Origin of the sequence: Methylomonas sp. EFPC1, from assembly GCF_016925515.1 — a bacterium.
In the GTDB taxonomy this organism is placed as follows: domain Bacteria; phylum Pseudomonadota; class Gammaproteobacteria; order Methylococcales; family Methylomonadaceae; genus Methylomonas; species Methylomonas defluvii.
Map to the genome: position 1 here is coordinate 1,770,116 of NZ_CP070494.1, position 20,556 is coordinate 1,790,671.

A 20,556-nucleotide genomic window follows, 5' to 3' on the forward strand; every position below is an offset into this window, starting at 1 on the left:
ATATTTCTTCCTATTGCTTCTAAGGCGGTTATTAAAAATAACCGCCTTTTTTTTGCCTAAAATAAATTTTGGTCAGCGTTTGGGATTGAATTTAATCAGCTTGATCGCGTTTTCATCGCGCTTAATTATTTCAATAATATGCCCATGCAGTTTCACGCTGGTACCTGGTTCCGGAATGGTTTCCATGTATTCGATTACCAAGCCATTCAAGGTTTTCGGGCCTTCGGTGGGCAAATCCCAGTGGGTGATGCGATTGAGTTCGCGGATGGTTACGCCGGCATCCACCAGATAGCTACCGTCTTTTTGCATTTTTATATCGGGTTCTTCGGAGACCAGTTCACCGACGATTTCCTGTAATAAATCATCAAGCGTCACTAATCCCTGTACGTCGCCATATTCGTCGACCACTAAGCCAATACGGAGTTTTTCGGCCTTAAAGATTTGCATTTGTTTATGAATCGAGGTGCTGGCCGGAATGAAGAAAGGCTTGGATAGGCTGTTGGTGATATTGTGTTTGTCAAAATCAGGATCACTAATTTGCGCTAAAATCGTACGTAAATGTAGAAAACCTATCACCCGGTCTATATTTTTTTTGTATACCGGCAGGCGAGTATGCGGGCTATTTTGTAATTGCTTGATAATGTCTTCGACTGATTCTTCCAGATCGATACCGACAATTTCATTGCGATGGGTCATGATGTCGGTAACGCTGGCGGATTCCAGATCTAAAATACTCAACAGCATGTTTTGATAGCGCGTCGGTAAATGATTGGCATCAGACACGATGCTTTTTAACTCGTCTTTATTCAGCGATTCGATAGCCGTATTACTCGTGCTTTTAATACCGAACGGCCACAATAACAGGCTGGATATAGCGTTAATCACCCATACCAAGGGGTAAAAGATTTTTAATAATGGAATGTAAATCCAGGAGGACAGTAACGCCAGTAACTCGGGTTTGAGGGCGCCCAAGGTTTTTGGGGTCACTTCGGAAAATACCAGCATGCCGAAAGTCAGCAGGCCGATGGCCGGGGCTATGGCGTTATCTCCGCTAACGCGGATGGCAATCAAAGTTGTTAAGGACGATGCCAGGATATTGACAAAATTGTTGCCCAGCAGAATCAGGCCTAGCAAACGGTCCGGCCTTTTGAGGAGTTGATGGGCTTTAATAGCTCCCTTGTGATTTTTTTTCACCAAATGCTGCAACCGATAACGGTTCAGCGTCATCAAGGCGGTTTCAGAACCGGAAAAAAAAGCTGAAATGATCAGTAAGGCTGCCAGTATACCGAACAGTATACTTAAGGATATGTCGTTCAAGGCAACGGGGCTCTTGGCTGTTAAACATTGAGCTAGTTTCTATGTTGTGGAAAATTTGTCAAGCTGCAAAATTGGGTCGTTTAATAGTCAATCGATGTAAACAACATGAACTAAACTATGCAATAGCTTGAAATGGGGCCATTTTGACAATAACCGGATTCGATGCTTAACTTAAAATCAGCAACCCCCTTCCGCCTTAAAACAACGTAGTTTGCAGAGATTATACGCATGGCTTTGCCAGAAATTTTGCTCATTGATGACAACACCCACCGCAGTCAGCAAGTGGAATGTATCCTCCGGTTTTTGGAATATAGGGTGGAGACGGTTGTCAGCAGCGAATTCGAAGCGGTGCTCCGTGAACATGATAGTTTCGATGCCGTGTTTGTCGGCGGCGGTGGCGATAAACAAGCCAGCTTGATCAAAACGGTCACCGAAAGCGTTGGCGATATTCCTGTGATTTTGCTGGTGGACGCGGGTGGGCCGCAAGTAGTGAGTGCAATTCAACAAATGGTCAACAAAACCTTGGAGTGGCCGACTGTTTATCCGCAGTTGATTCAATTGTTGGATAGCTTGCCGCAGCCCGTTCAATCCACTAAGAAGTCTCTACCGGATAAAGGCTTGGCAGGTAAAAGTAAGGCCATTCAAAAAACCCGCGCTCAAATCGATCAAGTCGCCAAATCCGACGCCACGGTGCTTATTCTCGGCGAATCCGGCACAGGTAAGGAAGTCGTGGCGCAAGCGCTACATCGTGCCTCTGCGCGGCGAGACAGGCCATTCGTGCCGGTCAATTGCGGCGCTATTCCCGGTGAACTCCTGGAAAGCGAATTGTTCGGTCACGAGAAGGGCGCATTTACCGGCGCGTTGACTTCGCGGCAAGGTCGTTTCGAAATGGCGGAAGGCGGTACGCTGTTTTTGGATGAAATTGGCGACATGCCGATGCCGATGCAGGTAAAGTTGTTAAGAGTATTGCAGGAACGCACTTTTGAGCGCGTCGGTAGCAATAAAACCATCCATTGCGATGTGCGGATTATTGCCGCGACGCATCGCCACCTGGAACAAGAAATCGCCGAAAAGCGCTTTCGCGAGGATTTATTTTACCGTCTGAATGTGTTTCCGATCGAAGTGCCTGCCTTGCGGGAAAGAGCGGAAGATATACCTTATTTAATCAACGATTTGGTTGCCCGTATGGAAGCCGCCAATAGGGGAACCGTCAGTTTATTGCCCCGCGCAATTGCCACCTTGATGCAGCATAGTTGGCCCGGTAACGTCCGAGAGCTGTCAAATTTGATCGAGCGTTTGGCTATCATTAGCCCGGATGCTAGTGTCGATGTCGGCGATTTACCGGAAAAATTTCAGGCTTATGAAGTGCCGGAAGGCGTGCAGATATCAATGCCCGAGCAAGACATTCACATCGTGCGGCCGGCCGAGCGGGAAGCGCTGGCGATGCCGACCCCTGGCGCTGTCACGGCAGTACATTTACCGGAGCAAGGTATCGATCTTAAGGAATATCTCACCGATCTTGAGAACGAATTGATCCGTCAAGCGTTGGAGGAATGTAATGGCGTTGTCGCCCATGCCGCCAAACTGCTGAACATGCGCAGAACTACGCTCGTGGAAAAGCTGCGCAAAACCGATGCGGCTTAGACCGCTTAGTACCTCCCGATGAATAAACTCCATGCTGAATCGTTGCCAGCTGTTCTGATACCGGAAATTGTCGCCAATATTGCCAGTATCCGCGCATTGCGCCGCGATATACACGCGCACCCGGAGTTGTGCTTCGAGGAAGTGCGTACCGCCGAGCTGGTCGCGGCAAAGTTGACTGAATGGGGGATTCCTATTCATCGCGGCTTGGGTAAAACCGGTGTAGTCGGGATCATCAAAGCAGGGAGTTCCGACAAGGCTATCGGCTTGCGTGCCGATATGGACGCCTTGCCGATGCATGAACAAAACAGCTTTGCGCATGCCTCGCGGCACCCAGGCAAAATGCACGGCTGCGGGCATGACGGCCATACCGCTATGCTGTTGGCAGCGGCGCAATATTTGGCAACCCAGCGGCATTTTGACGGGACTGTCTATCTGATATTCCAGCCTGCGGAAGAGGGCGGTGGCGGCGCCGATGAGATGATCAAGGACGGCCTGTTCGACTTGTTTCCCATGCAAGCGGTTTACGGCATGCATAATTGGCCTGAATTGCCGGCCGGACAATTTGCCGTCAGTCCCGGACCGGTCATGGCATCCTTGAATACCTTTCGCATCGTCATCTGCGGCAAGGGCTGTCATGCGGCATTGCCGCATTTAGGCTTGGACCCGGTGCCGGTGGCGGCGCAAATGATTATGGCGTTTCAAACCATCCTGACCCGCAGCGCCAATCCCTTGGATAGCGGTTTGATTTCAGTAACTATGGTGCACGCCGGCGAGGCGACCAACATCATCGCCGATACCTGCGAACTGGCCGGTACGGTACGGACATTTTCCAATCAACTACTGGATTTGATTGAAACTCGCATGCGGGAAATTGCCCGGCATATTTGTTTGGCACACGGGATGGAATGTGATTTTGAATTTAAACGTAGTTATCCGCCGACTGTTAATCACCGTGAGGCAGTCGAAACGTCCCGTAGCGTAATGACCTCTATTGTTGGCGACCGGCATGTTTTGGAGCAAAAAGCCACGATGGGCGCCGAAGATTTTGCGTTTATGCTGCAAAAGTTACCCGGCAGCTACTGCTTCATCGGCAACGGCGCCGGTGATCATCGCAGTATTGGTCATGGCGCCGGTCCTTGTGCCCTGCATAACACCAGTTACGATTTTAACGATGATATTTTGCCTCTAGGCGCGACCTATTGGGTGAGATTGTTAGAAACTTGTCTGTCAGCTTAAATAATGCCTGCCAAACGACTGTGACAGAGTGGATTGAAAATGCCGGTTTTGTGACAACTCTGGCAGTTTTTGCGACAAAATTGCCAGGTCAGTGCACAGTTTTCCATGCTTAGCTCATGAGGAGAGCGTTTTCCTTCAAAGCATCAACCCGGGAAAGAATCAGTCTGGGTTTCTTTTGTTTTAGAAAAAGCAGGATTTTGAGGTACTTGGACGGATTCCGGTTTGCGCTCAGGCTATTGAAGCGTAATCGATGAGTGATTTGGCGTGGATCATGCTGCTTGGTTGTTGGGTTTAACCAGCAAATTAGGTGGATGTCATGAAAACCTCAAGCAACGAAATCACCCAACTCAGCAACACACGCACTTTATTCGTTGAAACGCTGAGTCAGCAATTTATCGCGCTAACCGGCTGCGGCGTTTATGTCTATCTCAACCCGGTCGATATCAGCGGTTTATTCAACCAATACTTAAGCGATACGCTGTCGATTAATACGTTCGCCAGACAATGTGTGAAAAACGTATTGGAATAACCCGGCAATTCAACTGAGAAAAGCGGTGAGGAAGCAGGGCGTCTTAACGATTCACTGCTTCCTGACGCTCAGTTTCGGGCAAAGGCGACTTGATAACCGCTGAGAAAATCGCAGCGTTCCAGGCTTTCCGCAATCGCAGGAATCGATATTTTATGATTACCGGTTGCAATAAAAACCAGATGCCATTCTTCGTGTTTATTGTTGCTGATAACGGCAACCGAGCCTTCGGCCAATCTATACCCCAAGACATTTGCCAAATCATTGATCTCGGTCTGATTGGGGCGATAACCAGTTTGAAAACGCAAAATGACAGACACTGCATGCCGGGAAGGCAAGGCTGCCTCGATTCGCCCGCCCCAGATCATCGTCGCCGACGCAATTAAAGCCAACACAATGGCCGCAAAATAAAACCCGGCGCCGCATAAAATACCGATGGCCGAAGACGCCCAAATTGATGCAGCGGTCGTCAGGCCGCTGATGTTCAGACCTTCCTTCATGATCACGCCGGCACCCAAGAAACCGATACCCGTCACGATGCCCTGAATAACCCGAGTAGGGTCTGCGGTAGTGGTGAGCGGCAATAAGCCGCCAAACCAGAACTGCGGGTAACCAACGATAACCGTTACCGCCGCGGAAGCCATGCACACCAGTCCATAGGTGCGCATGCCGGCGGCCCGGCCGTGATAGGAGCGTTCGTAGCCCACCACCATGCCCAAAAACAGGGCGCCGACGATATTCATCAGTATCACCACGCTGGCTTCCAATTGGGCAATCGACCAAAACGAAATCAGCCGGTCCGGCGAGATTGGATTCATGTTTACCGTCCGGTTTTTGGGCGGATAAGGGCTACAGGTTTGAGCCTATTGCACCGTCTCCACTTCAACATTAATTTCAACAGGTTTTTGATAATAGATGCCGGAAAGTTTACGTTTGAACTCGTCTGTTATATCCCTAGCATCTTGGCGGCTTTTCATCACGCGGGGGGTGAGTAGCACCACCAGCTCGGTTTTGTCCTTGTTCCGCGTCGTACCGCCGAAAAGCGGCCCGATTAAGGGAATCTCGTGCAGTAGCGGCACGCCGTCGCGCAAATAATCGTTGTTTTCTTTGATCAAACCGCCCAAAACAATGGTTTCGCCACTTTGTACCGCAACGCTGCTCTCGATTTCCCTTTTTTGAATGGTGGGCGAGTCGATGGTGTCGCTGGTCGTGGTTTTGATAGCCTGATTAACACTTTGTAATATGTCCATCAGCACCAATCCACCGGCATTCACCCTGGGCCTAACCGACAAATTGACACCGGTATCGATCATCTGGATCGAACTGGTTTGCACGATACCGTTATTGGAATTGTTGCTGCTCAAATTGCTGGAAACTGAGGAACGTATCGGCACCGAATCGCCGACTTTGATCGTGGCTTCCTGGTTGTTCAGTACCATCAAGGACGGCGAGGAGATGACATTGACGTTATTATTGACAGCACTGGCATTTAGTACGGCTTGAATGTCCTTCGAACCGCTAGAAAAAGCGTAGGAGAAACCACTTGTGCCAAATGCCTTCATAGCATCTTTAGCAACATTTGTGAGACTCAAGCCTTGTGCAGAGCCTCCAGCTGTATCGTTATTTCCTCCGTTATTGTGGCTAAAATACCATTGCAATCCATACTTTAAATCGTCTTTCAGCGTAACTTCCACAATCGTGGCATCGATCATCACTTGTAAAGGCAGCACATCCAGCTGTTTTAACACGCGCTCAATCACTGCATATTCCTGGGCGGTCGCGACGATAATCAGTGCGTTATTGCCTTCGTCGGCGATGATTTTTACATTCGGCATATCGTTGTTATTGCTGCCGCCCGAATTGCCGCTTAAATTGCCGCTGAGTGCGCCGCTGCCGCTTTTATCTTTGGTTCGGTCGCTGAGCGTTCTATCGCTCATCGAATCCTGCTGCCGGTTGGCGCTGCCTGCGCTGCTACTTGATGAACTATCCGACTTTTTATTGGTGGCCGATAATGATTTGCGGCCGGAGGCGATAGAAGCCTTGCTGGATTTGCCGGAACCGCCGCTACCGAAAATATTGCTTAAGGTCTCGGCCAAATCGGTGGCGCTGACATGTTGCGCCCGGTAGACATTTACGCCGCCGGCTGCCGCTGTGTTAATGCGATCCAGCCTATATACCCAGTTTTCAATGTCCTTCAGATAACCGGCTTGATGGGTGACGGCTAATACCGCGTTAAGCCTTTCTATTTCGATAAACCGGAAAAAGCTGGCTTCGTCGTCTTTGGATTTTTTGGTGTTGAAGATTTGCTCCAGCTCTTCAATGATTTTGCCGGCGCTGACGTTAGCCGGTGTAAACAGAGCAAAGGAGCGGCCTTTTAAAATATCGACATCAAAGGTATTGACCACATCCAACGCCCTGGAGATTTCCGCGCCGGAACCGGCGACCAATATCAGATTACGGTTCGGATCGACATGCAGCAAGGATTTTTCCGGCAATAACGGTTTCAATATCTCCGCCAGTTCCGAGGCCGCGACATTTTTGACCGGAATTACCCGCACCTGATAACCATTGGGCATTTTGGCGCCGGACAGCGAGCTGATTGAGCTGCTGTACAAGGCTTCATTGGACGGTTTAATCAGATACATGCCGCCTTGTTCGGTCAGGGCGGCATTATTCAAGCTCAGCAGCATGTCCAGCGTTGGAATCAGCTCGTCCTTGCTTAAGGGTTTGGAAGTTTGCAAGGTTACTTTGCCGACCACTTGCGGACTGATAGTGTAGTTCCGGCCCAGAATATCGCTGAGTATTACTTTCGCCACTTCGCCCAGATCGGCGTCATCGAAATTCAAACTGTATTCGCCCTTACCACTGGTTTTGCCGCTGCCTTGGTGGCCGGCTTGCGGGGCGATGCTTGCGTCGCCGCTAGGGTACATTTCGACTTTAGTGATTCTATTTTCGGCGTTTTTATTGGCCTCGTTAGCCAGTTCCGGAATCAACAAAGTATCTTCTTGAGCCGGTTTGTGATCGGCAATAGCCAGTTTTTCATGCAACTGCGGGCCGATAAATTCACAGCCGGTCATGGACAGCGCCAACGCCAACATTGGAGGAATGTTGATTTTTTTAGTTGTCATTGATGTTCTCGGGATTTTCATTAGGTACTGGTTCTATAGGTTTGGCAACGGCGTTGGGCTGCGGCGGTCTGGGCGGTACGGCTGGCTTGCCCGGTACCGGAGGCTTGACTTGCGCACGCGGCTTTCTCAATACGACCGATTTTTCCTGGCTGCCTTGCTGAAGCAGCACATGGTCGGCGTGTATTTGCTTCAGCAGCCAGCCGGATATGCTTTGTTCTTCGGTTATTTTTAAAAACTTTTTGGCTTCGTTGCGCTTTCTAAACAAGGCGGTCGGCTTGTTATTTTTATCGTAAACGCCGATTAACTCCCAATCGTCGATTTGTCCGGAATCTTGAGTTTGCAAATTGTCGGTCGGATTGGTTTCGGCGACAGGCTTTCGGCCTTCCACAAACAAAGGTCTATCGACAATATCGCTGTAGGTTTCCGCAGAGCCGCTATTATCGGCGATATTGGGCAGTTGCTCGGCCGGGGATTCGGTTTGCGGGCGCGGCTCAAGCAGTGTTTGCAATTGCTTTAAGGTATATTGACTATACATCCATTCCGCTGCCAACAGCAGGCTCAGCGTGCCGCAACCCAGTAATTGCAATCTGATCAGTTTCTGATTCATGAGGCTTTGGCTCGCATAAAGCTGATCACTTCAAAACTGACATTCAACTGAGAACTGGGGTCCATTTTGTTGGTGCTGCGGTTACGCGCGCCGCGTACCGGGGAAATGTCCAATTGATCGACCAGCAGCAAGGGCATATTGGTATCCAGACTATGCAGCACCGCGCGCAATGCTTCAATGCTGCCGCTCATGCGCACTTTTACCGCGATACGCACAAAATCCTCTTCGGCCTTGCCCGGTAAACCTTGCGTGCTGGTCAGTTGGCCGCCGGCTTCCGTTACTGCGGTCTTGACGATGTTTTGCAGCTCAGCTGAGGCCAAGGCTTCGGTGTCGCTGTCGCTCAGATAGCCTTGCTGTTGGTATTGTTGATTCAATGATTCCAGGTTTTGGGCAACGCTGTCGCGGCGGGCGACAATAGCTTGTTGGCGTTGCAAACGAAACAACAGGTCGTTTTTTTGCTCGCGGTAATCCAGCCAGCTGCTGAATAAAGGCAGCAGTACCAAAAATATCACGGTAAATAACACCAATCCGAGTAAAGCCAGTGCCAGCCAGCGCTGATAGCGCGCTTGATTCATTGCTCGGACCCTCCATTTGCCTCGGATTCAGCTGGAGCAGGCTGGCTGGTCGTCGTCGCCTCAGTATCCTCAGCAGGCTCGGCGGGTGGCGGGCTAACATCCATACTAATTTGGAAGCGCTCGCGCCCGGTGGCTTTATCCTGGGTCAACGGTGAGACGAAACTGACATTGCTGAAATATCCGGAACTTTCCAACAAACCGATCAAAGACGACGCGCCCGGCGATTGACCCTGGATTTGCAGACGTTTGTCCGCAAATTGAAAATGCGTCAACCAGCTGTCATCTTTTAACAAGGAGCTCAGTTCGTTCAATACCGCAACCAGAGCGGGAGACTGGGTTTTAATGTCTATCAAACGTTGGGTTTGCTGGCGTAAGGCATCGATTTCGTGCTGTTGTTCTTCTATTACGCGGGTTTCTTTTTCCAGCGTTTTGATGTGATTTTTCAAGACATCGACGGCTTGACCTTCCTGCCACACCGGCCAAATCAAAACTGCCAGAAACAACAGTAACAGTAAGCTGTTCAGCAGCCAATGCATGGCTTGAGCTAAGGCGTTGCCGCGCGGCCGGTAGCGTTCCGGGAGTAAATTGTAAGCGGGCGCATCGGCAGGGCAAACGGTGCTGGCATGGCAAAAATCCACCCGCACCGGCTGTATCCCCAAAGCCTGTAGTTTGACCAGTTGCTCGTCCAGTACGGTTTTGGGTGTAAATACCAGTAATACTTCAATTTGACCATGCTCGGTTTTGCCGAGCGGGATAGCGGCAAAATAGACTTGCTCAGCCTTGAACGGGGTGTAACGGTCCAATTCAAATCCGACAACTTGCTGCAGATTCTCTTGTGCCGCAGCGGGTAAATAGACGATTTTTTTTAGCGCCTGTGTAGGGTCCAGGCGCAAGATACATTCGGCTTTTTCAAAATCCGGATGTTGGGCCTTCAAGGTTTGATAACTATCCGCGAGGTTGCTGTCCAAGCGCCATGTCATCGGGGTTTGCTGTTCGGCCTCGCGGTAAAAACGGATTTGAAAATCCGCGTCGGCGGCGCTGATTACGAGTGCGCCACTACGGTCTGTCAGCAAGGATCTGAGACGACTCGGTACCAAAAACGCCAATTCTCGCCCCCACCACTGGAAGAAACGTTTCAGATCGAAATCAATGCTGGTTTGTAAATTCATCTTGAACGGTAATGAGCTGGGATTCCTTGGCCGAGTCGAATAAGGCCAATACTTGCTGACCTTGTTTCCAATCCAGGATTTGGTAGGGCGCTTGGCTGGGGTCTTGGTTCTGGATTCTTACCACTGCTTCGATAGCGGCCGTCGCCTGATCTTCCAGCAGGGTTTGCACCATAATAGTATACGTTTGCTCTTCATCCGCCAATGCCGGATCGGTCTGATCGGCCGTGTTATCGTCTGCCGCAGCCGATTCAGACAAGCGTTTGTCCAAGTATACATCATGAATATTCTGTGCCTTCAGGTTGTCACCAACCATTTGCAGCAACTCCGGCGGTGCCCGCCGCAAGTTTAATTCCGCTTGTCCGGAATAGATGGTAATCCACGGTTGCAGCTGCTCGAAAATATCGGCGTTGAACCCCAGCACTAATTGCAACTCCTCCAGGGATTGAAAAGGTTGATTGCTGGGCTGATAAGCCAGCCCGGCCTGCCGATATTGTTTTTTCTCGGCGCCTTGCGGACGCGGATCATCGTCGGCGTCCCGCCAATCCAGTAGGGCATCCAACAAATTCTGCTGTAGCTTTTTGTCGTCGCTTACCGAACTAATCAAGGCCTTTAATAAAGGTTCCTCCGCGGCGTTGATATCGACTTTGCCGGATTCGGCGATAATTCGGATCCGAATTTCGCTATCGTTGCCCGGTATTCGATAGATACTGCCATCCGCCTGCCAACGCCGCTCGGGATCGGCCTGTTGCAGCATGAATTGGGCAATGTTTAAACCGGTTTCCGCCAGTGCTAGGGCTTGGGCATTGTTTTTCAACGCGCCGGCGACGCTGCTTTCCCGGCGCATACTTAACGCAAAACTGCCGGCCATCAGGCTTAGCAGTGTCAAAATCCAAATGACGATTACCAGCGCCAGACCGCGTTGCCGATGGGCTGCCTGTGCACAAAGCATGCTATTCATTCGCGATGCCGGGCTGCTGGTTTTGCTCGCCGAGCAACGCTTCTGCGTTCGGCTGGCCGTTGATTTTTAATGCAAATATCATGTCCGGCCAAAAACTGTCGTCGTTTAGTGCGATGCTGACTTTTACCAGTTTGGGTAACTGGCCGGTGGCTTGTCCTTGCCATTCGTCCAGCCAAGCACCATTACCGTCAACGTTGTCAGCCGATGCGCCAAAGTAACTGATTTTGAAATGCCGTAAGTTTTCCAATAACACGACGGGTTCGGCGTCGGCCGGTATCGATTCGGTTTGCCGGTAAGGGGTTAATGCGACTTTCAGGGTCGACGGCTGCTGCGGGTCCAGGCCGACATGAAACACTTGTAAGCCCTTGCGCGCCGACGCGGCCGGCAGCGCAGAGACAAAGCTGATGCTTTGCGGCAAGCCTTCGAAAGCCAGTTTCGGCAATTCTTGCGATGCCAGTTGTTGAGCGTTTTGTGCTTGGTTTTCCTGGATGATAGGGAAGGGTTTGGTATTGCTCAAATGCCGTTTGAAGAATTGGTAAACCACGGCTTTTTTATTCACTTCGCTGATTTTGGCTTCACCGCTGTTCCAGCTTTCCGCGGCTATCCGCAAACTGGCGAAGAGCAAGACCACCATGATCCCCAGCAAGCTGATGGCTATCAGCATTTCGATCAGCGTAAATCCTTTTACCGATGAATGCTGCGACACTAGCCCGGACCTGGTTGTTGTAGTTTTAAGGTATGCAATTCCACGGCACGCGGTTGTTCGTCCTCTCCCCACGCCACCACTACCCGCACCGACATCAGCACCGGTGCCGGCTTTTGTTGATCGGGATCCGTATCTTTCAGACTGGCACGGGATTGCACGGGCGTCGCCGGATTGACCGTGATTTGCCAGTCGTATTTATCGCCTTCCGTGCCCTGGCTTTCACCGACTGTCAGCTCTGTCTCTACCCCAGTGCGGGCCATCAGCGATTCCGCAATTTGCACCGCGATAGTGTATTCCTCGGAAATAACCGCATTGTTAACACCGGTGCCGAAGATGCGCAGCAGTATCGTCAATGCTATCGCCATGATGGAAAAGGCGACCAGAATTTCCAGCAGGGAAAAGCCTTTATGCCGCTGCATCGGAAATACTGACCTGGCCGGTAATCCAGTTAACGTCGATGCGGCGCAATTGATTGCCCCATTCCAGCGTGATCCGGCCGCCGGTGGACGAGCCGTCGCCAAAGAACCGAATATGGCCTTGTTCGCCCTCGCTAAACTCTTCCTCCGCGACCACTAAGGACACGTCAATCTCTTCGGCAAACGGATAAGTTTTGTCGTGGTTACTGATGCGGTAACTGTTGTCTTGCAGGTCGATGGCGACACTGACCGGCTTTTGCGTCATCAGTGCCTGGCCGTGGGCGTAACGCAGAGCCGACGCCATATCCCTGGCGACGGCTTGTAGCTTGGTACTGCGGTTGCCGGAGCCGATATTGCTGCCGACCACCGCAAAAGCCAGCACGCTGATCAGCAGTACGATGATCAGCTCGATCAGCGTAAAGCCTTGCATGCGTTGGCGGGCGGGCAGGGCGGTCATTTATTCCCAGCTGTTGATATCCTGATCTTCGCCTTCGCCGCCTTCTTTTTCATCGGCACCATAGCTGAACAAATCGAACTTACCGTGTTGGCCGGGGAAGACGTAGTGATAATCCTGATTCCAAGGATCTTGCGGGATTTTGTCCTTACGCAGGTAGGGGCCGTTCCAGCGCTTGGCATCGGCCGGTCTTTCCACTAACGCGGCCAAGCCTTGTTGGCTGGTGGGGTAGCGGCCTTCGTCCAGTTTGTACATGTCCAGCGACGCCGCCAGATCCTCGATTTGTACTCTGGCGGCCTTGGTTTTGGAGGCGCCCATATGTTTCATCACCTGTGGGCCGACAATCCCGGCCAGCATGGCGATAATGCCCAATACCACCAATAATTCCAGTAAGGTAAAACCGCCGTGGCGGCGTAACATGTGTTTCATTTGCAAAACTCCTTCTATAAAAATGGATGGTACCGGCGAATTCATTCGCCCATGCGCCTAAACCGCCAGATCGTTTACGCTCAAAATAGCCAGTAAGATGGAAACGATGATGCCGCCTATCATCAAGCCCAGCGAAATGATTAAGGCCGGTTCCAACAGCGCCAGCATCCGCTGGATGGTGGTCTTTAGCTGCTTGTCGTAAATGGTGGCTACCCGCATCAGCATTTCCTCCAGCTTGCCGGTTTCCTCGCCCATTTTAATCATTTGCACCGCCAGTTTGGGAAACAGGTTTTGCTGGGCCAAGGCGTCCGACATGGTCCGGCCTTGCTTGAGCTGGGCTTCGGCATGCTCCAACAGATCGGCCAAGACTATATTGCCGACGGTTTCCCGGACGATGCCCAGCGATTTCAAAATCGACACGCCGTTGCCCAATAACGTGCCGAAGGTACGGCTGAAATTGGCTATTTCCATGGTCAGGATGATGTCGCCGAACAACGGAAACTTCAGTAGCCGGCCGTCCCAGGCTTTCTTGCCGGCCGGATCGGCCAACTGCAATTTTATAGTTTGCACGCTGCCGACAATAACAATCAGCAACACCCACCAGTAACTTTGTAAAAATTCGGCCAGGCCGATCACTATCTGGGTTGGCACCGGCAAGGCTCGGCCGGCGCTATCGAACATTTCCTTAAATTGCGGGACTACAAAGGTCAGCATTACGAACAATGAGGCCAGCGACATCAGTAACAAAATGGCCGGGTAAATCAACGCGGTGCTGACCGTGTCTTTCAGTTCCTGCGAACGTTCCATGTATTCCGACAAGCGCAGCAACACGCCGCCCAGATTGCCGCCCATTTCCCCGGCGCGGATCATGTTCAGATAAAATTTGGAAAACACCCCGCTCTGGCTTTCCAACGCATCGGCGAGTGCCTTGCCGGCTTTGACCTTTTCCAGCACTTCGCCGACTAGTTTATTCAGTTTCGGATTTTCCTCGGTCAACTGCATCAGAATCGTTAACGACCGATCCAGCGGCAAACCCGATTCCAGCAAGGTCGCCAATTCGCCGGTCAGCATACCGATTTCTTTTTGCGACAGTTTGACGGTAGCAGACTTTAGTTTGAAACCCAGAAAAGTCTTATCTTTTGCCAACTCAATGCGGATGGGAATCAAGCCCTGGTTTTGCAATTCCAGCAGCAAGGCCTGCTCGTCTGCAGCATTACGCACACCTTCTTCGGCGACACCCTGACTGTTGACGGCTTTGTAGGAGAATAAAGGCATGTATTTGTTTAGTTTGCTTTTTAGCTGGGTTTGCGCTTTGGTACTCGGCAATGTTTTTGCAATGCCAAAACATGGATACTCGATAACCGTTGTGTGGCGTGTATATGTCTATCACATTTCATGTTACTAGCCCGGCCCTATTGATCACGGATATTCCGATCAAATTGAGTTCATCTAAGCCCAGACGGATATGCGCTTCGATAGCCAAGGGCATAAAGGTGACCGGGTATTTAAGGGCCGGGTTAATCATCACGCAGATTCGGTCTGGCGAGGCCTAATTCCGTCGGCAAAACATGCTCGCCACTATAAAGTAGTTGCGGGCGTATCTCAAAACTCCATGCGTATCCCGACATTAAAGGCGTGGCGGGAAACGTACTCCTGGCCGAAGGTGGTGTCGTATTGCACGAACGCCGAGCCGCCAAACGGCAGTTGGGCGGATAAACCGGCGCGCAGATTGATGTAGTCCTTATCGACGCTAAAACTGTTGGTGGTAAAGGCATTGTTAGGCGAATCAACGAAGCGGGTGGTAATCAAGGAGTTTTTGTTGAACCACTGATGCTCCCACTCGACATTCACTTGCGAAACCAGCACGCCCACCGGTGTGCTCAGCGCATGCGAGACCATCGCGCCGATACTGCTGCTCAACGACTCGTTGTCCAGCTCGCCGACTATCATGTTCATACCTAAATCGGCACCTTGTTCCTTGCGGCCGTTGACAAAGTTGTAACCGTATTCCGTGCGGCCTCTAAGGCCGAATGTCCATTCTTTTACCGCTATGTCGTAACCGCTACTGAGGCTGGTGCGATTTTGCCAGCCATCGGTTTGGCTGGATGCCGTTTCATTAATCGCTGTGCCGTTGGCATCGTTATAAAGTGTGACACGTTTGGAATCGTACTGGTTATAAGTCAGGTTGTTGACCAGATCAACGTACCAGTTATCGGTCAGGTTTAACGAGCCGAAGGCTGATAAGGTGTACCCGTCTATGCTTTGGCTGCCGCCCTGTTGGGAAATCAGGGCCGTGCTGCTGCCGTAGCCGGCAGACAAACCCAAGAGTAGCCGTTTGCTCAAGCGATAGTCGGCACCGGCAGTGACCGCGGACATCGAGGACGCATAGCCGCGTTGAACGACCGTTGCGGTTCTATCAGCCCATTCGAATTGGCCGTTAATGAATAAGCCCAAATTGCTGAAGCCGGAGATAAGATCGGTGCCGTCGTTGTTGTTATCCGTGCTTAAGGAAATACTGACCGAGGAGGGGGCATTGGATGAGGATTGACCGTCTTTTTCCGGCGTTGAAGCCTGAATGTTGATAGCGTTAGAACTGGGTGTGTTGGGTGAACTGGCTGAACTGGTGGGCGCACTGGGTGCACTACTAGGCGTGTTTATGCTGCTTGATGCATTCGGTGAGCTGATATTGTTGGCTGAGCTGGGTGCGCTGAGAACGCCCGGAGCGCTGCCGATAGCCATTGAACTGCTTACCGGTGTGTTGAACGTGGGGGACGACTTGAAACTTGAAGCGGAACCGGCGCCGACGCTTGCGGACCTCAGGGTGACGAGTCGCTGAGTGATGTTGCCGGTCTGCAATTTGGCTATTTGGTTCGATACGGTTTGTTCCGCCGCGATTTGGCCAGGGCTGATTTGCCGCAACGCGCTGATGAATTGGTCTACTTTGCTGGCATCGGCGTTACCGTTTGCTAAAAAGGGTTTCAAGCCGTTCAATAGATTCTGCAGATTAGTTGGGGTTGAGGCACTGCAGTCTATTTGCTGTAAGGCGTTGGCCAAGGATTGCACGTCGGCGGGGACCAGATTGGGCAATCTGGGCACCATGGTCAGCAAAAACTGCTTTTCCTGCTTGGAAAATATAAACATATCGCTGGAGCCTTCCGGACAGGTAATGCTTTGGTTAAAATTTCCGGAGATGCTGCCGCTGGTGGTTTGCAACAGCACAGACTGCGAAAAAGCCTGTTGCGGCGAGAAGTTAGGCTGGCTGGCCAAGCGTTGTAAGTTAAGCTTTGCGCCTTGAATATCGATGCTGCGCGCAGTAATCGAATCGGTTACCAACTGTCCGTTTACCCCACCCAATTCCAAATTCAAGCTGCTGGATTGGCGGAAAATCAAATCAGCCGATGCGGCGTCAATGGCCGCTATCCCTTGCCCATTGGCACCCGGACCCGGCGAGAAACTGTTGTTTATGTCCACGATGCCGGCGTAAGAACCGCTGCCGGATACCGGCCCGTTCAAAGTCAGGTGCGAACCGGCGATGCCGACCGTGCCATTGTTGATGACCGGACCGCTGACGCTGCCGTTGCCGCCGAAGCTGCCGGCTTGTATGTCGGTCAAAGCCTGGCTCCAAACCCCGTCTACCCGGGTAGTGCCCGCGGTTTGCCGGTAAGTGCCGTTGCCGATAAACGAGGCATTACTGGTCACGCGCACATTGCCGGAATTAATGACCGTCGATTGATTGTTGAGGATGAAATTGCCGTTCAGCAATAAGTCGCTGGCGGAGCCTCCCGAGCCGCTGATAATCAAGCTACCTGGGCCGCGCATCTCGCCCCCGGAAAGCACTGCGGATTGCACTCTTAATTCGCCAGGGCCCGATAATATGCCGCCAGTCTGCACGTAACGACTCACCTCGGTGCTGGTGTGCTGTAAATTGACGGTGCCGTTGTTTATGGTAAAAGTGCTACCCAGATTGAGCTGCTTGGTCGCCGCGGACGAAAAATTGACGGTGCCGCCGGATACCGTCGTGGAATTGCTTACCGAATAATCGCCGGCGATAGTAGTTGTCCCTCCGCTAAACACCGCATCGGTGGCCGTTAGCGCAACGCCGGCGTTGACTAGATTGGTCCCACCGCTAAAAGTGATATTGGCTGTGCCAAGGTTGGTGCCGGCATTGAATTGTTGCGTGCCTGCGCCGAATTGCAAGGTACCGTTGCCGGTGAAATTGCCGGAGTGGGTATTGTTGCCGGTAAAATTCAATACGCCGGCATCTACCAGTGTGTTACCGGTGTAGCTGTTAGTGCCGCTCAAGGTCACCGTACCCGAAGTGGTTTTGTTCAAACCCACGCCACCACCCAAATTGGCGCTGACCGTGCCGGATTGAAGATCGAACGCACTGTTCGAGGTCAAGGTGCCGGTGCCGGTGATAGACCCCGACAGCAGTCGTACGCCTGCCACTGTGTCGTTATGGCTGCCCAGAGCAAAGGTACCGCCGTCGACGACCAGACTGGATGTATTGGCAAGCGCGTCACTGGCACTCAAGGCCAACGTGCCGGCGCTGACTTGGGTGGTGCCGGTGTAAGTATTGCTGCCGCTTAGCGTCACGGTACCTGCGGTGGTTTTACTCAAGCCCACGCTGCCGCCTAAATTGGCGCTGACCGTGCCTGATTGCACATCAAACGCGCTGGTCGAAGTCAAAGTGCCCGTGCCGGTAATCGAGCCGGACGTTAATTGCACGCCGGCGACGGTGTCGTTGTTCGCACCCAAATCGAAAGTGCCGCCGTTGACGACCAGACTGGACGTATTGGCAAGCACATCGCTGGCGCCCAAGGCCAACGTGCCGGCACTGACTTGGGTGTTGCCGGTGTAAGTATCGCTGCCGCTCAGCGTCACGGTACCTGCGGTGGTTTTGTTCAAGCCCACGCTGCCGCCCAACGCCGCGCTGACCGTGCCGGCTTGCATATCAAAGTCGCTGGTTGATGTTAACGTGCCGGTGCCGGTAATCGAACCGGACAGTAATTGCACGCCGGCGACGGTGTCGTTGTTCGCACCCAAATCGAAAGTGCCGCCGTTGACGATCAAGCTGGAGGTGTTGGCAAGCGCGTCGCCGGCGCCCAAAGCCAATGTGCCGGCGCTAACTTGGGTTGTGCCTGTGTAAGTATTGCTGCCGCTTAGCGTCACGGTACCTGCGGTGGTTTTACTCAAGCCCACGCTGCCGCCCAACGCCGCGCTGACCGTGCCTGATTGCACATCAAACGTGCTGGTAGACGTCAAAGTGCCGGTGCCGGTAATCGAACCGGACAGTAATTGCACGCCGGTGACGGTGTCGTTGTTCGCACCCAAATCGAAAGTGCCGCCGTTGACGACCAGACTGGACGTATTGGCAAGCACATCGCCGGCGCCCAAGGTCAGGGTGCCGGCGCTGACTTGGGTGGTGCCGGTATAAGTATTGCTGCCGCTTAGCGTCACGGTTCCTGCGGTGGTTTTGCTCAAGCCCGCGCTGCCGCCTAAATTGGCGCTGACCGTGCCTGATTGCACATCAAACGTGCTGGTAGAAGTCAAAGTGCCGGTGCCGGTAATCGAACCGGACAGTAATTGCACGCCGGCGACGGTGTCGTTGTTCGCACCCAAATCGAAAGTGCCGCCGTTGACGATCAAGCTGGAGGTGTTGGCAAGCGCGTCACTGGCCCCCAAGGCCAACGTGCCGGCGCTGACTTGGGTGGTGCCGGTGTAAGTATTGCTGCCGCTCAGCGTCACGGTACCGGCGGTGGTTTTGTTTAGGCCGATATTGGTGCCACCTAGCTTGGCGCTGACCGTGCCTGATTGCACATCAAACGTGCTGGTCGAAGTCAAGGTGCCGGTGCCGGTAATCGAACCGGACAGTAATTGCACGCCGGCCACCGTGTCGTTATTAGCTCCCAAGTCGAAGATACTGCCGCCGCTGACGACCAGGCTGGAGGCGTCGGCGATGACATCGCTGGCGCCCAAAGCCAATGTGCCGGCGCTAACTTGGGTGGTGCCGGTGTAAGTATTGCTGCCGCTCAGCGTCACGGTACCTGCGGTGGTTTTGTTCAAGCCCACGCTGCCGCCCAACGCCGCGCTGACCGTGCCGGCTTGCATATCAAAGTCGCTGGTTGATGTTAACGTGCCGGTGCCGGTAATCGAACCGGACAGTAATTGCACGCCGGCCACGGTGTCGCTGTTTGCGCCTAGATCGAAAGTGCCGCCATTAACGATCAAGCTGGAGGTATTGGCAAGTACATCGCTGGCGCCCAAGGTCAACGTGCCGGCGCTGACTTGGGTGTTGCCGGTGTAGGTATTGGCGCCGCTCAGCGTCACGGTGCCGGCGGTGGTTTTGTTTAGACCGATATTGGTGCCACCTAGCTTGGCGCTGACCGTGCCGGATTGCACATCAAACGTGCTGTTCGACGTCAGAGTGCCGGAGCCGGTAATCGAACCGGACAGTAATTGCACGCCGGCGACGGTGTCGCTGTTTGCGCCCAGATCAAAGGTGCCGCCGCTGACGACCAGACTGGACGTATTGGCAAGCACATCGCTGGCGCCCAAGGCCAACGTGCCGGCATTGACTTGGGTGTTGCCGGTGTAGGTATTCGCCCCGCTCAGTGTCACGGTGCCGGCGGTGGTTTTATTCAAGCCCACACTGCCGCCCAACGCCGCGCTGACCGTGCCAGCTTGCATATCAAAGTCGCTGGTTGACGTTAACGTGCCGGTACCGGTAATCGAACCGGCCAGTAATTGCACGCTGGCGACGGTGTCGTTGTTCGCACCCAAATCAAAAGTGCCGCCGTTGACGACCAGACTCGAGGCATTGGCAAGCACATCGCCGGCGCCCAAGGCTAACGTGCCGGCATTTACTTGGGTGTTGCCGGTGTAGGTATTCGCCCCGCTGAGTGTCACGGTGCCGGCAGTAGTTTTGGTCAATCCGACGCTGCCGCCCAATACCGCACTGACCGTGCCGGCTTGCATATCAAAGTCGTTGGTTGAGGATAATGTGCCGGCACCGCTCAAAGTCGCCCCAGTATGCGCCAAACTGAAATTTGCCACAGTGGGCGAAATATCAAGAGCCACATTTTGGCCGACATTGATAGCCGCATCATCGGCCGCTCCGGGGCTTGCGGCACATGACCAGTTAGCGGGCGTAGACCAAATATCATCCCCACCTTGCCAGGTACAAACGGCAGCGTCGGCAGTTGAAAAAAATCCGATCAGCAACGCCGAGAAAGCGCAAGAGGCATCGGCACCGACGCTGCGCGAACGTCGTTTGGCTATCGGTGGATTATTTGCAGACTCGGCTGGCGATTGGCACATCTTGAATCCATGATGTTGATTAAAAAGTGGGTTTTAGTCATATTCCACTTGACGCTATTTGTTATGCGGTA

The 20,556-nt window shown here is 52.6% G+C and carries 16 protein-coding genes; 3 read left to right on the forward strand and 13 right to left on the reverse strand.

Annotated features, from left to right (window positions below):
• Positions 1 to 72: 72 nt before the first annotated feature.
• The gene (locus JWZ98_RS08295; RefSeq protein ID WP_205453935.1) at positions 73 to 1,317 is read right to left on the reverse strand and encodes an HlyC/CorC family transporter; all 1,245 of its coding nucleotides are present in this window, start codon (positions 1,315 to 1,317) and stop codon (positions 73 to 75) included.
• Between the two features lie 228 nt (positions 1,318 to 1,545).
• Between JWZ98_RS08295 and JWZ98_RS08300 the strand changes: the two genes are divergently transcribed.
• The 3 genes from JWZ98_RS08300 (at position 1,546) to JWZ98_RS08310 (ending at position 4,726) form a co-directional block, all read left to right on the forward strand.
• Positions 1,546 to 2,961 carry a sigma-54 dependent transcriptional regulator gene (locus JWZ98_RS08300; protein WP_205453936.1) on the forward strand — a complete coding sequence of 472 codons (1,416 nt, stop codon included), beginning with the start codon at positions 1,546 to 1,548 and terminating at the stop codon, positions 2,959 to 2,961.
• 18 nt (positions 2,962 to 2,979) lie between these two features.
• Positions 2,980 to 4,197, forward strand: a complete 1,218-nt coding sequence (locus JWZ98_RS08305) for a M20 aminoacylase family protein (RefSeq protein WP_205453937.1) — start codon at positions 2,980 to 2,982, stop codon at positions 4,195 to 4,197.
• 316 nt (positions 4,198 to 4,513) lie between these two features.
• Positions 4,514 to 4,726, forward strand: a complete 213-nt coding sequence (locus JWZ98_RS08310; RefSeq protein WP_033159564.1) for a hypothetical protein — start codon at positions 4,514 to 4,516, stop codon at positions 4,724 to 4,726.
• A gap of 68 nt (positions 4,727 to 4,794) precedes the next feature.
• Here JWZ98_RS08310 and JWZ98_RS08315 read toward each other — a convergent pair whose 3' ends face one another.
• The 12 genes from JWZ98_RS08315 to JWZ98_RS08370 form a co-directional block, all read right to left on the reverse strand.
• Positions 4,795 to 5,541: an MgtC/SapB family protein gene (locus JWZ98_RS08315; protein WP_205453938.1), complete on the reverse strand. Its 747-nt coding sequence runs from the start codon at positions 5,539 to 5,541 to the stop codon at positions 4,795 to 4,797.
• Positions 5,542 to 5,586: 45 nt separating this feature from the next.
• Positions 5,587 to 7,851, reverse strand: coding sequence for a type II secretion system secretin GspD (gene gspD, locus JWZ98_RS08320; protein WP_205453939.1), 2,265 nt, complete (start codon positions 7,849 to 7,851; stop codon positions 5,587 to 5,589).
• Complete coding sequence (locus JWZ98_RS08325; protein ID WP_205453940.1) at positions 7,841 to 8,458, reverse strand: hypothetical protein; 618 nt, start codon at positions 8,456 to 8,458, stop codon at positions 7,841 to 7,843. Before JWZ98_RS08325 ends, gspD begins: the two co-directional genes overlap by 11 nt.
• Complete coding sequence (gspM, locus tag JWZ98_RS08330) at positions 8,455 to 9,033, reverse strand: type II secretion system protein GspM (RefSeq protein ID WP_101052139.1); 579 nt, start codon at positions 9,031 to 9,033, stop codon at positions 8,455 to 8,457. Before gspM ends, JWZ98_RS08325 begins: the two co-directional genes overlap by 4 nt.
• Complete coding sequence (locus JWZ98_RS08335) at positions 9,030 to 10,202, reverse strand: PilN domain-containing protein (protein ID WP_101052140.1); 1,173 nt, start codon at positions 10,200 to 10,202, stop codon at positions 9,030 to 9,032. The genes gspM and JWZ98_RS08335 overlap by 4 nt, the downstream gene beginning before the upstream one ends.
• A complete protein-coding gene (locus JWZ98_RS08340; protein WP_205453941.1) occupies positions 10,180 to 11,160 on the reverse strand; it encodes a type II secretion system protein GspK in 981 nt (326 codons plus the stop codon). The genes JWZ98_RS08335 and JWZ98_RS08340 overlap by 23 nt, the downstream gene beginning before the upstream one ends.
• Complete coding sequence (locus tag JWZ98_RS08345) at positions 11,153 to 11,866, reverse strand: prepilin-type N-terminal cleavage/methylation domain-containing protein (protein ID WP_205453942.1); 714 nt, start codon at positions 11,864 to 11,866, stop codon at positions 11,153 to 11,155. Before JWZ98_RS08345 ends, JWZ98_RS08340 begins: the two co-directional genes overlap by 8 nt.
• Positions 11,866 to 12,285, reverse strand: a complete 420-nt coding sequence (locus JWZ98_RS08350; RefSeq protein ID WP_205453943.1) for a type II secretion system protein — start codon at positions 12,283 to 12,285, stop codon at positions 11,866 to 11,868. The genes JWZ98_RS08345 and JWZ98_RS08350 overlap by 1 nt, the downstream gene beginning before the upstream one ends.
• Positions 12,272 to 12,739: a GspH/FimT family pseudopilin gene (locus JWZ98_RS08355; protein WP_033159572.1), complete on the reverse strand. Its 468-nt coding sequence runs from the start codon at positions 12,737 to 12,739 to the stop codon at positions 12,272 to 12,274. Before JWZ98_RS08355 ends, JWZ98_RS08350 begins: the two co-directional genes overlap by 14 nt.
• Positions 12,740 to 13,165, reverse strand: a complete 426-nt coding sequence (gene gspG, locus JWZ98_RS08360) for a type II secretion system major pseudopilin GspG (RefSeq protein ID WP_033159576.1) — start codon at positions 13,163 to 13,165, stop codon at positions 12,740 to 12,742.
• A gap of 57 nt (positions 13,166 to 13,222) precedes the next feature.
• On the reverse strand, positions 13,223 to 14,440 hold the full coding sequence (locus tag JWZ98_RS08365; RefSeq protein ID WP_033159577.1) for a type II secretion system F family protein: 1,218 nt from the start codon (positions 14,438 to 14,440) through the stop codon (positions 13,223 to 13,225).
• Between the two features lie 327 nt (positions 14,441 to 14,767).
• A complete protein-coding gene (locus tag JWZ98_RS08370; RefSeq protein WP_205453944.1) occupies positions 14,768 to 20,485 on the reverse strand; it encodes an autotransporter-associated beta strand repeat-containing protein in 5,718 nt (1,905 codons plus the stop codon).
• Positions 20,486 to 20,556 lie beyond the last annotated feature (71 nt).

Excerpts from the sequence above, each read along its gene's own strand:
- JWZ98_RS08300 (WP_205453936.1), top strand. The coding sequence starts at position 1,546 with ATGGCTTTGCCAGAAATTTTGCTCATTGATGACAACACCCACCGCAGT.
- JWZ98_RS08305 (WP_205453937.1), top strand. The coding sequence starts at position 2,980 with ATGAATAAACTCCATGCTGAATCGTTGCCAGCTGTTCTGATACCGGAA.
- JWZ98_RS08310 (WP_033159564.1), top strand. The coding sequence starts at position 4,514 with ATGAAAACCTCAAGCAACGAAATCACCCAACTCAGCAACACACGCACT.
- JWZ98_RS08315 (WP_205453938.1), bottom strand. The coding sequence starts at position 5,541 with ATGAATCCAATCTCGCCGGACCGGCTGATTTCGTTTTGGTCGATTGCC.
- gspD (WP_205453939.1), bottom strand. The coding sequence starts at position 7,851 with ATGACAACTAAAAAAATCAACATTCCTCCAATGTTGGCGTTGGCGCTG.
- JWZ98_RS08325 (WP_205453940.1), bottom strand. The coding sequence starts at position 8,458 with ATGAATCAGAAACTGATCAGATTGCAATTACTGGGTTGCGGCACGCTG.
- gspM (WP_101052139.1), bottom strand. The coding sequence starts at position 9,033 with ATGAATCAAGCGCGCTATCAGCGCTGGCTGGCACTGGCTTTACTCGGA.
- JWZ98_RS08335 (WP_101052140.1), bottom strand. The coding sequence starts at position 10,202 with ATGAATTTACAAACCAGCATTGATTTCGATCTGAAACGTTTCTTCCAG.
- JWZ98_RS08340 (WP_205453941.1), bottom strand. The coding sequence starts at position 11,160 with ATGAATAGCATGCTTTGTGCACAGGCAGCCCATCGGCAACGCGGTCTG.
- JWZ98_RS08350 (WP_205453943.1), bottom strand. The coding sequence starts at position 12,285 with ATGCAGCGGCATAAAGGCTTTTCCCTGCTGGAAATTCTGGTCGCCTTT.
- JWZ98_RS08355 (WP_033159572.1), bottom strand. The coding sequence starts at position 12,739 with ATGACCGCCCTGCCCGCCCGCCAACGCATGCAAGGCTTTACGCTGATC.
- gspG (WP_033159576.1), bottom strand. The coding sequence starts at position 13,165 with ATGAAACACATGTTACGCCGCCACGGCGGTTTTACCTTACTGGAATTA.
- JWZ98_RS08365 (WP_033159577.1), bottom strand. The coding sequence starts at position 14,440 with ATGCCTTTATTCTCCTACAAAGCCGTCAACAGTCAGGGTGTCGCCGAA.
- JWZ98_RS08370 (WP_205453944.1), bottom strand. The coding sequence starts at position 20,485 with ATGTGCCAATCGCCAGCCGAGTCTGCAAATAATCCACCGATAGCCAAA.